Here is a 14,361-nt window from a genome sequence, read left to right on the forward strand (position 1 = left end):
CGCATCCTCCCCGCACTTTACGCGCCACGCCGCTTCGTCGGATCCGACACCACGACCAGCGCCTGCGCGGGCGTGTTGCCCAGCGAGCGTGACCGGTGGGGCAGGGAGGCATTGAAGTACAGCGAGTCGCCGGCCGTCATCGCCACGGTGTGGTCGGCGAAGATGACCTCCATGTCGCCGTTGACGACGTAGATCAACTCCTCGCCCGCATGGCTGACCAGTTCGTGTTCGGCCTCCACCGAAAACGGCGGGGTCATCATGAATGGGGTCATCGCCTTGTCCAGGCGTTCGGAGGCGATGGCTTCATAGGTGTAGCCAAGGCGCTCCCGCGACGGGCTGAAAGGAACCCGGTCGGCAGCGCGCACCAGCAAAACCTCGCTGGACTGCGCGGACGTCCCGATCAACTGGTCGACACTGATATCCAGCGCCTTCGCCAACCTCAGCAACGTGCCGATGGTCGGGGACGACAGGCCACGTTCCAGCTTGGAAAGATAGCTCTTGGTCAATGCGGCGCGCTCCGCCACCTGCTCCAAGGTCAGTGCGTTCAGCTTCCGAAACGATGCCAGGCGTTCCCCCAAGGCGTTGTCGCGCGGTTTGTCTTCCATGTCCCTGCAAATACCCCTGACCGCGCCGCAGCCGTATCGGGCTGCTTTGCGCAAAGCGGAAATTCTAGACCGAGGGTTTTACCGGATCAACTTGAGTTGCCCGATAGGACACCATTGTGTCATTATAAACACTGCAGTGTCTTTTGATCGACATCAATGCATTCTCAGCAAAAGGGGATATATCCATGAAGCCATCGCACCGCCGCGCGCTGCTCAGCGTGCTTGCCTGTGTTCCCGCACTGTCGCTGTGCTCGGCGCCGGCGCTGGCCGGCGCTTATCCGGACCGCCCGGTCACCCTCATCGTCCCCTTCGGCGCGGGCGGGATCACGGACATCGTGGCGCGCGCCACCGGCAAGGCTTTGGGCGAACAGCTTGGCCAGAGCATCATCGTCGAGAACCGCCCCGGCGCCGGCGGCAACATCGCGGCCGACTTCATCCGGCGCGCCAAACCCGACGGCTACACGCTGATGTTCACCACGATGGGCGTCCTGGCCGTGAACCCGCATACGGACATGAAGGCTTCATTCGACAGCAAGAAGGACTTCTCCTTCATTTCCCTCGTCGGCAATACACCGCATCTCATCGCCGTGAACGCGGGCGTGGCAGCGACCAGCTTGGGCGACTTGATCAAGCTGGCCAAGGCCAAGCCCGGCTCGATCAGCTTCGGCACCGCGGGTGTGGGCAGTTCTCCCTATCAAGGCATGCAGATCCTGCAGGAGGCGGCGGGCATCCAGTTCCTGCACGTGCCCTACAAGAGCGGCGCCGAGTCGGTGACCGGTGTGGTGGCCGGGCAGGTGGACATGACGTTCGAGGCAACGCCGCAGGTAATGCCCTTCGTCGCTTCGCAAAAGCTGCGCGCCTTGGCGGTGGCGAATACCCAGCGTCTGGCGAGCGCGCCCGATGTGCCATCCACGACGGAACTGGGCTTCCCGGGCATCGTGTCGGGCTCGGTGTCGGGGCTGATCGGCCCGGCCGGCCTGCCGGCCGAGGTCGTCAGCACACTCAATGCGGCGGTGGCCAAGGTCGTGGCGGATCCCGCATTCAAGGACGCATTGCTCAAGCAGGGTACGGCCACGGCGTCGTCCTCGCCAGAGGAGTTCCGGCGCCTCGTGGCAGAGGAAGACACGCGCTGGGCCAAGATCATGGCCAAGGCGAAAGAAAAGTGACCGCCTGAACGGGGCGACTGCGTGCCTCGCACACGGCACGACATGCCCCGCTACGGATTCCTTCGGATATTCCCTTTACACTCTTCTCGAATCAGGAGACATACATGGAAACCATGCAACTGAAGAAGAGCGAAATCGTCAGTGCTTCGCTCAAGAAAATGGAAAGCGATCTGCGCACGGAGAAGATGCCGCTGCGCGAGGCGGTCGCCGAGACTTGCCGCATCCTCTTCGCTTTCGGACACGATTCCGGTCTGTCCGGCCAGATCACCGCGCGCACGGAGACGCCGGGAACCTACTGGACGCAGCGCCTGGGCCTGGGCTTCGACGAGATCACCAGCGACAACCTGCTGCTGGTCGACGAAGACCTTAACGTGTTGAAGGGCGAAGGCATGCCCAATCCCGCCAACCGCTTTCATTCGTGGCTGTATCGCGCGCGGCCCGACATCAACTGTATCGTCCACTCGCACGCGCCGCATGCGTCGGCATTGGCGATGCTGGAAGTGCCGCTGAATATCTCGCACATGGATACCTGCGTGCTGTATGACCAGGTCGCGTTCCTGGGGAAGTGGCCCGGGATCCCGGTGGGCAATGAGGAGGGCGAGATCATCAGCGGCGCGCTGGGAAACAAGAAGGCCATCCTGCTTTCGCACCATGGCTTGTTGGTGTGCGGCGCCAGCGTGGAAGAAGCCTGCGTGCTGGGTGTGATGTTCGAACGCGCGGCGCGGCTGCAGTTGCTGGCGATGGCCGCGGGCGAGATCCAGCCGATTCCGCATGACCTGGGCGCGGAGGCGCAGAAGTGGGTCAGCACGCCGCGACGGTTTGAGGCGACGTTCGCCTATTACTCGCGGCGCGCGCGGCGGGAACTGCCGCCGCTTTGATCGGCTGACCGAGGTGCCGATCACCCTGCTGGCGGCCGCCCGCCCCCCCGCAGTGCGGGGCTCTGCGCACGGGATCAGGAAAAAAAACGCCACCTTGAAAAGGTGGCGTTTCATCGTCAGGGCGAATTGTCGTGAATATCACACCATCACGTACAGCTTGCGCACCGTCTCACGGATTTCCCAGAGACCGCGCGTGTCGGCGGGAAAGAACAGCGTATCGCCAGCGGCGAAGTTCACCTTGTCACCGTCCTCCGGCTGAAAGCTTCCGGCGCCCGCCAGGATGTGCATGATTTCGCCAGACTTGATCGTCCTTGGAAAGCTTCCCGGCGTGCATTCCCAGAAACCGGTTTCGCACCCCGGCCGGTTGGCTATCGTGACGTCGAGCGAACGGGTTTCGGCTTTCACGTCCCCCAACGAACCGGGGTGTACCTCTTTTTCGCCAAGCAGACCGGGAACTTCAAGCTGGGCGAATTTCTGTATGGTCATCGAACTGCCTTCATTTGTCGGTGGATCAAGGACGGATTTATCCTGAGTGCGCGACATATTAACCAAGCCGACTGTTCGGCGTGAGAATCCCATGGCCCTGACGAATGCGCGGATCGAACATTGCATGCTGGACCTGCTCGGCCATCGTGCCGCCACCGCCTCGATCTGCCCGTCCGACGTGGCGCGGGCCCTCGTGGACGAGCAGGCCGACTGGCGCGCCTCGATGCCCGCCGTCCGGCAAGTGGCCGCGCAACTGGCGCGCAAGCAGATCATCGTGATCACGCAAGGCGAAGCCACCCTGGATCCCGCCGCGATCGACCATGGCCCGATCCGCTTGCGACGTGGTCCGAGGTTTCCAGGGAAGGTTGGCTGAGCGGCCAGGGATGTGAGCAGCGTTGTGAGCCAGGCGGTCGTGCGTGGAGGAAGGCACTCTTGCAGCAGTGAACGCGCGTTATCTGCATTATCCTTGGTCGGTATAAATATCCAGATTGAAGATAATTGGGATAATTGTGGACATCTCAGTCCCCTGGCACTTTCCTCGGCGCAGCCTGGCGCAGCAGTTCCTGAGGCTCCTGACGGCGGGGCCCGTGCAGTCGACCACCATTTTCGCGCCACGCCGGCCCGGCAAGACGCAGTTCTTGATGCGAGACCTCAAGCCCGCGGCGGAAAAAGCGGGTTTCACCGTGGCCTGCGCCGACCTGTGGCAGACGCAGAGCCCGGCGCTTGCGCTGCTGCAAGCGCTGGAGGAGGCGGCTGAGCCCAAGGGTGCAATGGGCCGCGTGCTCGCACTGCTCAAGCCGGTGAAAAATGTGAAAGCCAGTGCCAAGGCTGCCGGGGTAGGCGGGGAAATCCAGTTGGAGTTAGGCCGGCCATACTCACAGGCATCCCGCGCCATTTTGGGCAAGCAGCTTGGCGTCCCGGGTCTTAAAGCAACGTCTGTGCAGAAGGCCCTGGGCGCGCTGAGCCGCCTCATGGTCCTCACACGCACGCCCAACGAGACGTGGGAGTTCGAGAACGAGAACTTTCGCGATTGGGTGAAGACGCTGCAGGACTAAGCTGCCGCACGCGGACTCGCTGTCTCCAGGCAAGCGCGCGGCAACGGGACGCTGACGATCCTTCCTACTCCACCTTGATCTTCGCCTCCCGTATCAGCTTGCCCCACTTCGCATGTTCGCCCTGTATCACTTGCGCGAACGCTTGGGCGGTGCCGCCCAGCGGGGCATTGCCCTCGGCGAGCAGGCGATCCTGGACTTCCTTGCGGGCGACCACGGCATTGACCGCGGCGTTCACGGCCGCCACTACGTTCGGCGGCAATCCCGCCGGCCCTACCAACCCCAGCCACGTCGTGGCTTCGAAATCCGCATAACCCTGTTCGGCCACGGTCGGCAGGTCGGGCAGCCCCGGCAAGCGGTGCGCGGACGTGACCGCCAGGCCGCGTATCTTCCTGGCCTGCAATTGCGGCATCACCGACGCCGCGCTGCCGAAGTACGTGTCCACCTGGCCCCCCAGAAGATCGGTCATGGCCGGACCCGCGCCCTTGTACGGCACCTGCATCATCTGGATGCCCGCCGCCCGTACCAGCATCTCGCCAGCCAGATGGCCCACCGTGCCCAGGCCGGCCTGGGCCACGGTGTACTTGCCCGGCTCGCGCTTGGCCGCCTGCACCAGGTCCGCCAAGGTCTTGAAGGGCGACTCGTTGCGCACGACCAGCACGACGGGTTGCGCGCACACTTCGACGATGGGCGTCAGGTCCTTCAATGGATCGAAAGGCATGCTGGCATACAGCGCCGGATTGATCGCCATATTGGAGGTCTGCGCCATGGCCAGCGTGTAGCCGTCGGGGCGGGCCTTGGAGACCTGGTCCAGGCCGATATTGCCGGCCGCCCCAGGGCGGTTGTCCACGATCACCTGCCACTTGTCCAGCACGGTCAGCTTTTCCGCGACCAGCCGCGATACCGTATCGGTACCACCGCCCGGCGGGAAGGGCACCACCAGCTTGATGGGCGACTTGGGCCAGTCGGCCGATTGCGCCCTCGCCCAGGCGGGCATCAGCGCGGAGGGCACCAGCGCGGCGGTCGCCGCTGCCTGGAGGAAATGACGTCGATCCATGTGAGTCTCCTGTTTCTTATCGCGGTTTTGCCGCTGTATATCGCGCCGATGCCAGCGCTGGCTTCATGGTAACGGCTGCGCCGGCGCTCATGGTCCTACATGGCACCACATTGCCCCGGCGCCTGGACTGCACAAAAAAAGCAACGCCCGTTCAGACAGGCAGGCCCTTGGCCCGCAGCACCGCATCGAAGCGCTCAGGATCCGCGCTACCGGTGCGATTCGTCTCGCGGATCTTGGCTTCCTTCTCCAGATGGGCGCGCGTGCGGGCCAGGATGTCGGCGGCCTCATCGGCACGCACGGCGATCACGCCGTCCGCATCGGCGACGATGAGATCGCCCGGCAGTACCGCCATGCCCGCGCAGGTGATCGGCACGTTGATCTCTCCCGGACCGTCCTTGGTCGGCCCACGGTGCGTGTGGCCGCGCGCCCAGATGGGCATGCCGTCCTCGGCCCATTCGACCAGGTCGCGCACGGCGCCGTCTATCACCAGCCCCGCCAGCTTGCGCGCCACGCAAGTGGTGCGCATCAGGCCGCCCACCAGCGCCTGCGTCAGGTCGGCGCCGCCATCGATGACCAGCACGTCACCCGCCTGCACCATCATCAGGGCCTTGTGGATCATCAGGTTGTCGCCCGGGCGCACCCGCACCGTGAAGGCCGGCCCGCAGATCGTCGTGTCCAGCCTGGCGTGATATTGGCGCAATCCCAGGGTGCCGACATTGCGGCTCATGGCATCGCCGATGGCTGCCGCGGGCAGACCCTGGAAGCCCTGCACGATGTCGGCCGCGGGACCGGCCGCACGCGGATTGATGCGGTAGCCGGCCGGCCAGGAAGGTTGCGTCGAGGTTGTCGTCATAGATCGCTCCAGAAAATCTTCAAAAAGAAAAGGCCCGCTTCAAGCCACCGGCGTGGCAGCGCAAGAAAAATGCTGCCTCAAGCCGCCGGCGTGGCTTCACAAGAAAGATTCCGCGCTAGGCGGCCGACGTGGCGGCGCGCGTCAGCACTTCCGCGTTCACGCACGCCGCGGCATCGACGGTATCACCACGCAAGTAGCCGAGCACATTGCGAGCGGCGCCGGAGGCCATGCCCGCCAGCGCCGCCGGCGTCGACCCGCCGACGTGCGGCGTCAGCACCACGTTGCGCAGCTGCAGCAGCGGGCTGCCGGACGGCAGGGGCTCGATGGTCATGGTATCCAGGCCAGCAGCATAAAGCTGGCCGTCCTGCAGCGCACGCACCAGCGCGGCCTCGTCCACGACTTCGCCGCGCGCGGTGTTCAAGAGGATGGCGCCCCTGGGCAGGCGCGCCAGGCGTTCGCCATCCAGCAGATTGCGCGTGTGGGCGTTCAAAGGCACGTGCAGGCTGAGCACGTCGCACCGCGGCAACATGTCGTCCAACGTGTCCCACAGCGTGACATCGGCAACCGGGCTGGATGCCCCACGCAAGGCCGGATCGTGCGCATGCACGCGCATGCCCAGCGCCAGGCATACGCGCGCCACGCGTTGCCCGATCTGGCCGAAGCCCACCAGGCCCAGCGCGCGGCCCTGCAGTTCCAGGCCATCCTGCGCCCGTGACCAGCGGCCGGCACGCAGTTCGCCATCCATCCAGTTGATGCGGCGCGCGGCGGCGAACAGCAAGCCGAGGGTCATTTCCGCGACGGACTGCGCGTTGGCGCCGGGCGTCATGTAGACGGGGATGCCGCGTTCGGTGCAGGCGGCCACATCGATATTGCTGACGCCCACGCCATGCTTGGAGACGACCTTCAATGTCGGGCACGCCGCGATCGCCTGGGCATCCAGGGCCACGGTGCGGGAGATGACGGCATCGATGGGCTCGCGGGCCATGATGGCGCGCACGCCCTCGACGTCATCGGCATCCGGCAGATAGATCACGCGCGCGCCGGCGGCTTGCAGCAGGTCCACGCCCGCTTGCGCGAGCTTGGGGGCGGTAACGAAAACGGTATGGGTCATCGGAGGCTCTCAGGAAGAAATGGGCGTGGCGGCCGTCGCGGCGGGCTCAGCGATGTGCTGCTCGAAGCCATACAGCTGGCCCGGGTTGTCCCACAGGACACGGCGGCGCAGCGCGTCATCGGGCGCCACGGTGGCCATCCAGTCGAGCAGGGCGGCATCGTCCGGCATGGGCTCGCCGCGGCAGGCGGTGGCGGGATGCGGCCAATTCGTCCCCCACACCATGCGGTCCGCTGCCATATCCAGCAGTCGGCGCGCCAGCGCGGCTTGCGGCGAGTAAGCCGGCGCGTCCGCGGCGCCGTCCAGTTCCAGGCCGGACAGCTTGACCCAGGTGCGGCCGCGCGCCAGCAGCCTGGCAAGCGCCGCCATGGCGGGATGCGCGTCCCACTGCCTGGCGGGCAGGCGTGCCATGTGATCGATCACCAGCGGCACCGGCAGGTCCAGCAGCGCCGGCGCCATCGCCGCGATGGTGTCCGCGCCGGCATGCAACTGCAGGTGCCAACCCCAGGCCGCGATGCGGCGTGCAACCCGGGCCAGCGCGTCGCCGGACACCGGCGTGGGACGCAGCAGGTTGAAGCGCACGCCACGCGCGCCGGCCTGGTGCAGGGCAACCAGGTCGGCTTCGGCGATGTCCGCATCGATGACCACCACCGCGCGCGCCGCCACGCCTTCCGCTTCGAAGCGCTGCACTGCATCGAGCGTGCAGCGGTTGTCCAGGCCGTAGCTCGATGGCTGGACGACGACCACGCGAGTGATGCCCAGGGCCTGCCGCAGGGGCCGGTACGCGGCCACGGTGGCGGGGGGAGGGTGCAGATCCGCGCCAGGCGCATAGGCATAGGCCGGATCGTTGATATGGATGTGGCAGTCGCAGACGCCCGACGCTGAAGCGCCGGAGCCTGCGGTTGCCTCACCTGGTGCCAGGCACCCTGCCTGCAAGGACGACGCTGCCATCGTCATCTCCCTTTCACTCATCGACCGACACGTGCGCCTGCTGGGCGGCTAGCGCCCAGCGCTGCGCGTCGGCGCGGACGTAATCGGGGAACTGGGCGTTCGACACGGTGGAAACATCCGCGCCGATTTCCTTGAAGCGCTGGCGCACGGCGTCGTTGCCGCGCACCTTGTCCATGGCTGCCGCCAGCTTGGCGGTGACGTCGGCCGGCATGCCCGCCGGTCCGAACAGGCCGGTATAGATAATCGAAGTCAGCTCGGGATGGCCTTGTTCGGCCATCGTGGGCACGTCGGGCAGCAGGGGCGAACGCTGTTCGCCGGTCTGGGCCACTGCCTTGACGCGGCCATCGCGCACCAGCGGCGCGGCCGTGGTGATCTGGTCGACCATGGCGTCCAGTTGCTGCCCCATCAGGTCGGTCGCGGCCGGTCCGGTGCCCTTGTATGGCACGATGGTCGCCTTGAGTCCGCCTTTGTCATTGATCAGCGCGGCCACCAGATGGGTGTAGGAGCCATATCCGGCGATGCCCACCGTGACGCCTTTCTCCCGGGACTGCGCGTACTGCTGGAACCCCTTGAAGTCGCGCGCGGGCACCTTGGTCGAGGTCGTCAGTACGGAAGGATTGGTGGTGATCGGGGAGATGGGTGTGAAGCTGCTGACGCCGTCATAGGGCACGCGTTTGCTGACGGCGTTGGCCACGGCATTGGGGCCGGAGTTGCCCAGCAGCAAGGTGTAGCCGTCGGGCTTGGCGCGCGCCACGTAGGTGGCGCCGATCACGCCGCCCGCGCCGGCGCGGTTTTCCACTACCACGGACTGGCCGAGCTGGCGGCCCAGCTCGGCGGAAATGATGCGGGCCGTCGTATCGATGTTGCCACCCGGCGCGAAAGGCACGACCAGGGTGATGGGACGGGCAGGGTAATGGTCGTCGGCGTGTGCCGCGGCCGACAGGCTGAGGGCGGCGGCGCATAGTACGCGTCCGGCCAGGGCGCCAGGCGATGAGGTCAAGATGTCGTCTCCGTCTCGTTGTTGCTGTTGTTGTCATTGCATGGGGCTGAGTGCGGCCCTTTTGCGGTGTGCCGACGCATCGAGAGCGTCATGTCCCGGCACTGCCAAAATTGTCGACGCGGATGATTGATCAGGTCTACTGTAAAATTTTGATCAATTGAATCCTTTTGGATATCAAAGTCCATGGACCTGCGTGATCTCAAGTATTTCGTTGCTGTCGCCCAGACCGGCAATACCCGGCGCGCGGCGGATGCGGTGCATCGTTCCCAGCCGGCGCTGATCAAGGCCATCACGCGCCTGGAGGCCTCGGTGGGAGCGCGACTGTTCGAACGCGTGGGCCGTGGGCAGCGCCTGAGCGCGGCAGGGATGGCCCTGCTCACGCGGGCCACACCGCTGCTCAATGCCGCGGACGCCGTGCGCGACGAGGTCGCCGCGCTGGGGCAGGGCACGGCCGGCATCGTGCGCCTGGGCTGCGGGCCGCTGGGTGCCGAATACCTGCTGCCGACCATTTCGCAGCGCCTGCTGCAGGAGGCCCCCGACGTCCAGCTGAAGCTGTTGATCCGCATGAATTACGAGTCGCGTATCGAACTGCGTGATGGGAATCTGGATCTCGTTCTGGGTTTCGTGCCTGAACATGACGATGCCGAGTTCGTCTACGACACCTTGCTTGAAGACATCGTAGTAGTGGCCGCGGGCGCCGGACATCCCATTTTGCGCGCCCGTAAGCCGGTGACGCTGGAGCAGCTGGCGCGTTATCGCTGGGCCTTGCCAAATGTCAGCGTGGCCAGCCGCGTGTGGCTGGACCAGGTTTTCGAATCGCGCGGCCTGGCGCCGCCGCAGACGCAGATCGAGACCAATTCCATTCCGCTGATCCCGCGCGTCATTGCCGATACGCATCTGCTCAGCTTCGTTTCCCGGCGCACCATCCAGGCCAGCCGCGGGCGCTTGCGTGAGATTTCGCTGGAGACGACCACGCTGGTGCGCAATTTCGGGCTGACCTATCCGAAGGATGTCAGCCTGTCACCCGCGGCGGAGAAGCTGGTGGAGTTGTTGCGCGAGCATGGGCAGGCGCTGTTCCATAAAATGGACTGATGCGATGGCGCAAGGCGACTCCCCCCTGCCGGGCCCACGGCATCCGGGGCTCCGGTGTGCGCAGCGTCGCTATCGTCTTGAAGGAATTTACCGATGCCTGCCGCCTTGAATACACTCGCCTGGATCTTCGACCTCCTCGATCGCGAGGAGACCTATCTATGCAAGCCCATGTTCGGCTGCCTGGCCGCGTACCTGGACGGCCAGCTATGCCTGGTGGCCGCCGACCGTGGCGATCCCTGGAACGGCCTGCTGGTATGCACCTCGCGCGACCGCCATGCGGCGCTGGTTGAAGACCTGCCGGCATTGCGTCCGCATCCTGTGCTGGGCAAGTGGCTGTACGTTCCCGAAAGCGCCCCCGAGTTCGAGGACACGGCCCAGCAGGTAGCGACGCTGGTGCTGGCGCGCGATGAACGCATAGGCGTGGAACCGAAGCCCAGGCGCAAGGGCGGGCGCATCGCGCTGCCCAAGGGTTAGGGCGCCCAGAAACTGCAACTATCCGACGGCGACCGCCTTGATCTGGTCAAAATAGTCGATGCATGTTTGGGAGTCGACGATGTCGGCATAACGGCGGCTGACATCGAGCAGGTTCGCTTCGTGGGGGCCGGCTTCCATGTCGCCGCAACAATCGCTGGCCACGATGGTGCGGAAACCGTAGGAGAACGCGTCGATGATCGATGCGCGCACGCAGCCTGACGTCGTGCAGCCCGCGATGATTACGGTATCGACGCCATTCCTGTGCAGGATGGTGCTGAGTGGCGTGCCAAAGAAAATGGAAGGACCCGCCTTGACCAGATTGACGTCGTGGCGCGGGTCGTAGATGCGGGAGTCCATCTCCGTGGCGGGGTCGCCATAAAACATCCCGCTGCGCACCGCGGTGGTCTTCCAGGGGATCATGCCGCGCTCGTTGCTCCAGGCGGTGTAGCAAGAGACGACCAGCACGCCGGCTGCCCGTGCCGCGGCCAGCAGGGGAACGGTATTTTCGACCGCGGCGTGGATATGGGGCGATTTGCCCGCGGGCAACGTGGGGTCTGTGAATGCACGCTGGAAATCCACGACGAGAACGGCGGGCGTCTTACCGAACCCCACCGGATTTTCGCCGTAGCCTGCCATATCGAAGAAGTCGGTCATCGCTCGATCCTAAAGCCTGGCGATGGCGGGGCGCATATTGACCCAGTCAGTCGCCTTTTCATAAGCGTGCGCTACGGCCAGTACCGTCGCCTCGTCGAACGGCTTTCCGGCCAGCTGGAAGGATAGCGGCAGTCCATCCGAAGAAAACCCCGCGCGTGTCGCCACCGCAGGACTACCGGTCAGATTGAAGGGCATCGTCAGCGATGGCGTGGTGAATGTGTAGAACCAGTGCATGTCTTCCAGTCGCTTGGCCGGGCCGGCTGCCGTTGCGGTAAAGACCACGTCGACATCCTGCGTCGCTTGCTCATAGGCATCGCAGAGTTCGCGCCGGCGACGCAAGGCCTGCACATAATCCGCGCCGGAGAACATGGAGGCCAGGTAAAGCCGCTTGCGCAGGATTTCCCCCAGCAGTTCCGGTGACTTCTGCAGTACTTCCTGGTGCACGGCAGCGGCCTCCACCAGCAGGATTAGCGACGTGGTCTCCGCATAGTCCAGCAAGGACGGCAGTTGTATGTCGACCAGGTGCGCGCCAAGTTTTTTCAGCACGGCCAGCGCGGCTTCCATGGCCTGGGCGGTCTCGGCCGTGGCATCGGCCTCTTCCCAGAAATGGCGCACCACACCAATGCGAATGCCGGTCAAATCACGATCCAGCAATTTTCCATAGTCCGGTACCGGTACGTTCGCACTGGCCGGATCGGCGGGATCGTGGCCCGCCATGATTTGCAGCATCAGCGCGCAATCCTCGGCGGTCCACGCCAGGGGACCTGCATGATCCAGGCTGAACGAGAGCGGATAGACGCCGTGGCGGCTGACGCGTCCATAAGTGGGCTTGATGCCGACCAGGCCGGAGAACGCCGCGGGCAAGCGGATGGACCCGCCCGTGTCCGAGCCGAAGCCGCCCAGCGCAAGGCCGCCGGTCACCGCCGCGCCGGTGCCGCTGCTGGAGCCGCCGGTGAAGTGGTCCGTGTTCCAGGGATTGCGGGCGGGCGGCCAGGGCAGGTCGAAGCTGGGCCCGCCGAAAGCGAACTCATGCGTGGCGAGCTTGCCCAGGCAAATGGCGCCGGCGGCAGCCGTCTTGGCGACCGCGGTGGCATCTTCGCTGGGCACGCGATCGATCAGGGAGTGCGAGTGGCCTGTGGTGCGGATGCCCGCTGTCTGGAAGATGTCCTTGTAGCCGATCGGAATCCCGTGCAGCGGACCCCAATAGCGTCCCGCCTTGATATCCGTCTCCGCCTGGCGGGCCTGCTTGCGCGCCAGGTCGGCGGTCACCGTAATGAAGGCGTTGAGCGTCGCGTTATGCGACTCGATCCGGCTCAATAGCAGATCGGTCAGCGCGACAGGAGAAAGCGTTCCGGCCGCGATGGCTCGTGACGCCTGGGCGATGGTGGGAAGGTACTCCTGGCTCATTTGGCATCACCCGGGATCGGCAGGGCAAAGGTCAGGGCGGGCTCCGCGTCGAACCCCCGGGGCGTGCGCACACGCATCTTCATGGCTTCGACGAACTTATACGCGGACCGCAAATCCTCGGTCTGGCGCGCATCCAGCCTGGGCAGTCCCGTTTGCGCCAGAAGCAGGTCGAAGGCTTCCTTGCTGATCACTTCTTCGGTCATGATGAAACGCTCCTTGCGGCGGGTCTCGCACAAAGTCTTGCGCCAAATCTTGCGCCCGGTCTTGCCACAGGCCGCGCAACAGGTCGGCTGAGTCCGTGGCGAAGGCCGGGTGATGGATCATCGTGTCGTCTCGAAAGAGGCAAGCAACATGTATGCCAAACTTTCCTTTGGGTGCGATCGCACTTCGTACCGCCGGCGCCGCGCTATGAGGCGCCGGCGCATGGCCTCGGCCGGATGGTGTTCCCTAACCCCGGCGTTCGCGGCGCGCAGGCGGGGTCACCCCAATGTTGTGCGTCGGCGTGTCCCTGGTTTGGTGCGATGCGCATCGCGGCGCCATTGCCGTAGCCATTAACGTAGCGACGCACCCAGTTGCGCCATGCTTATATCCGTTGCAAGGAGTTCGCGCCGGACCATGGCGTGGATGCCTTTATTGCCATCGACCAATTGGGTCACGTGCAAGTCGCAGGCGAGGCTGCAGAAGGTATAGGCGTCCTGCTCCGACCACCCCTGGGTCTTTGACAGCAGGGCGATCATCTTGCGCAGCGCAATCTTGGCGGCGTCATCCAGGTCTTCGTGGAAGGCCATCGTGATGATGTGGGTGTCGGTCTTCGAGATCGGCAGATCCAGCGCAATGCGTTTGTGCAGGATGAGCTGGAAAGTGCCGGTCAAGGACGTTTCCAGCGCCGTCAGGCAGACCTCGCCGTCTCCCTGCACGGCGTGTCCATCTCCTGTGGAGAACAAGGCCAAGGGCGTCTGCACCGGAAAGAACGTGGTCGAACCGACGCCGAGCTCCTTATTGTCCATGTTGCCGCCGTATTCGCGCGGTTCGATGGAGCTGACCGGGCCGTACTCAGGACGGGGCGCAACGGCCATGACGCCAAAGAACGGCGCCAGGGGTACCGACGGCCCGAAGGGCATTTCGGCCGTCATGCGTTCGCGGTCGATGGGGATGGCGACGATGCGCCGGTTGGGGAAGTCTTCCGGCAAGGTGCCGCGCAAGGGAAGCTGCGAGTTCCAGCCCCACGGGTAGCGCAGCTTGATGTCCAGCACCCGTACCTCCAGCACATCGCCAGGCTCCGCGCCGCGCACGCCGACGGGACCCGTCAGGATGTGGCCGGCGAACATGGGCTTGCATTGTTCGTGTATCAGGCGATGTTCGGGGAGGAGTTCGAGACCCAGTTCGTTCAGGTAGCCCGGTCCTCCGCTGACGGTATCGATGACGACAGTGTCGCCGGAGTCGATGATGACGGAGGGCTTGAGCGCGGCGCTCAAGTAGCCCCAGTGGATGGTCTCGGGCGAAGCGGATATGTGGTGGGAGGGCATGGTCCGATCGATTCAGGATGGTCGAGGCTTCTATGATGAGCTCGAGCCGCGA

General features: G+C 65.0%; 17 protein-coding genes. 6 read left to right on the forward strand and 11 right to left on the reverse strand.

Annotated elements, in window-relative coordinates; translation table 11 throughout:
* Positions 1 to 17: 17 nt before the first annotated feature.
* The gene (locus tag CEY05_RS22860; RefSeq protein ID WP_088599570.1) at positions 18 to 605 is read right to left on the reverse strand and encodes a helix-turn-helix domain-containing protein; all 588 of its coding nucleotides are present in this window, start codon (positions 603 to 605) and stop codon (positions 18 to 20) included.
* 185 nt (positions 606 to 790) lie between these two features.
* On the opposite strand from CEY05_RS22860, the gene CEY05_RS22865 reads away from it, so the two are divergent.
* Positions 791 to 1,771 carry a tripartite tricarboxylate transporter substrate binding protein gene (locus CEY05_RS22865; protein ID WP_088599571.1) on the forward strand — a complete coding sequence of 327 codons (981 nt, stop codon included), beginning with the start codon at positions 791 to 793 and terminating at the stop codon, positions 1,769 to 1,771.
* 104 nt (positions 1,772 to 1,875) lie between these two features.
* Positions 1,876 to 2,649, forward strand: coding sequence for an aldolase (locus tag CEY05_RS22870; protein WP_088599572.1), 774 nt, complete (start codon positions 1,876 to 1,878; stop codon positions 2,647 to 2,649).
* A 138-nt stretch (positions 2,650 to 2,787) separates the two neighbouring features.
* Here CEY05_RS22870 and CEY05_RS22875 read toward each other — a convergent pair whose 3' ends face one another.
* Entirely contained in the window at positions 2,788 to 3,192 is a 405-nt protein-coding gene (locus tag CEY05_RS22875) for a cupin domain-containing protein (RefSeq protein WP_233161667.1), read from the reverse strand.
* A gap of 34 nt (positions 3,193 to 3,226) precedes the next feature.
* Here CEY05_RS22875 and CEY05_RS22880 point away from each other — a divergent pair, with 34 nt between their 5' ends.
* Both CEY05_RS22880 and CEY05_RS22885 read left to right on the forward strand, forming a co-directional pair.
* Positions 3,227 to 3,508 (forward strand): DUF3253 domain-containing protein, encoded by a 282-nt coding sequence (locus tag CEY05_RS22880; RefSeq protein ID WP_088599574.1) that lies wholly within the window; start codon positions 3,227 to 3,229, stop codon positions 3,506 to 3,508.
* A gap of 214 nt (positions 3,509 to 3,722) precedes the next feature.
* A complete protein-coding gene (locus CEY05_RS22885) occupies positions 3,723 to 4,190 on the forward strand; it encodes a hypothetical protein (RefSeq protein WP_143220588.1) in 468 nt (155 codons plus the stop codon).
* 64 nt (positions 4,191 to 4,254) lie between these two features.
* Here the strand turns inward: CEY05_RS22885 and CEY05_RS22890 are convergent, their stop codons facing one another.
* The 5 genes from CEY05_RS22890 to CEY05_RS22910 all read right to left on the reverse strand — a co-directional run bounded on the left by CEY05_RS22890 (position 4,255) and on the right by CEY05_RS22910 (position 9,156).
* A complete protein-coding gene (locus CEY05_RS22890) occupies positions 4,255 to 5,244 on the reverse strand; it encodes a tripartite tricarboxylate transporter substrate binding protein (RefSeq protein ID WP_088599576.1) in 990 nt (329 codons plus the stop codon).
* Positions 5,245 to 5,395: 151 nt separating this feature from the next.
* A complete protein-coding gene (locus CEY05_RS22895) occupies positions 5,396 to 6,097 on the reverse strand; it encodes an RraA family protein (RefSeq protein ID WP_088599577.1) in 702 nt (233 codons plus the stop codon).
* A gap of 115 nt (positions 6,098 to 6,212) precedes the next feature.
* Positions 6,213 to 7,208, reverse strand: a complete 996-nt coding sequence (locus CEY05_RS22900) for a hydroxyacid dehydrogenase (protein WP_088599578.1) — start codon at positions 7,206 to 7,208, stop codon at positions 6,213 to 6,215.
* A gap of 9 nt (positions 7,209 to 7,217) precedes the next feature.
* Positions 7,218 to 8,156, reverse strand: coding sequence for an amidohydrolase family protein (locus CEY05_RS22905; protein ID WP_158219395.1), 939 nt, complete (start codon positions 8,154 to 8,156; stop codon positions 7,218 to 7,220).
* A gap of 13 nt (positions 8,157 to 8,169) precedes the next feature.
* Positions 8,170 to 9,156, reverse strand: a complete 987-nt coding sequence (locus CEY05_RS22910) for a tripartite tricarboxylate transporter substrate binding protein (RefSeq protein WP_158219396.1) — start codon at positions 9,154 to 9,156, stop codon at positions 8,170 to 8,172.
* A gap of 183 nt (positions 9,157 to 9,339) precedes the next feature.
* Between CEY05_RS22910 and CEY05_RS22915 the strand changes: the two genes are divergently transcribed.
* Together CEY05_RS22915 and CEY05_RS22920 are read left to right on the forward strand one after the other, a co-directional pair.
* Positions 9,340 to 10,248: a LysR family transcriptional regulator gene (locus tag CEY05_RS22915; protein ID WP_088599581.1), complete on the forward strand. Its 909-nt coding sequence runs from the start codon at positions 9,340 to 9,342 to the stop codon at positions 10,246 to 10,248.
* Positions 10,249 to 10,341: 93 nt separating this feature from the next.
* Positions 10,342 to 10,722: a hypothetical protein gene (locus CEY05_RS22920; RefSeq protein WP_088599582.1), complete on the forward strand. Its 381-nt coding sequence runs from the start codon at positions 10,342 to 10,344 to the stop codon at positions 10,720 to 10,722.
* A gap of 18 nt (positions 10,723 to 10,740) precedes the next feature.
* Here CEY05_RS22920 and CEY05_RS22925 read toward each other — a convergent pair whose 3' ends face one another.
* From CEY05_RS22925 to CEY05_RS22940, 4 genes are all read right to left on the reverse strand, one after another.
* Complete coding sequence (locus tag CEY05_RS22925; protein ID WP_088599583.1) at positions 10,741 to 11,376, reverse strand: isochorismatase family protein; 636 nt, start codon at positions 11,374 to 11,376, stop codon at positions 10,741 to 10,743.
* A 9-nt stretch (positions 11,377 to 11,385) separates the two neighbouring features.
* Complete coding sequence (locus CEY05_RS22930; protein ID WP_088599584.1) at positions 11,386 to 12,783, reverse strand: amidase; 1,398 nt, start codon at positions 12,781 to 12,783, stop codon at positions 11,386 to 11,388.
* Positions 12,780 to 12,986: a hypothetical protein gene (locus CEY05_RS22935; protein ID WP_143220590.1), complete on the reverse strand. Its 207-nt coding sequence runs from the start codon at positions 12,984 to 12,986 to the stop codon at positions 12,780 to 12,782. The genes CEY05_RS22930 and CEY05_RS22935 overlap by 4 nt, the downstream gene beginning before the upstream one ends.
* A 348-nt stretch (positions 12,987 to 13,334) precedes the next feature.
* Positions 13,335 to 14,309 carry an acetamidase/formamidase family protein gene (locus tag CEY05_RS22940; RefSeq protein WP_088599586.1) on the reverse strand — a complete coding sequence of 325 codons (975 nt, stop codon included), beginning with the start codon at positions 14,307 to 14,309 and terminating at the stop codon, positions 13,335 to 13,337.
* Positions 14,310 to 14,361: the final 52 nt, after the last annotated feature.

The organism is Achromobacter sp. HZ34 (genome assembly GCF_002209485.1).
Lineage (GTDB): Bacteria > Pseudomonadota > Gammaproteobacteria > Burkholderiales > Burkholderiaceae_B > Bordetella_C.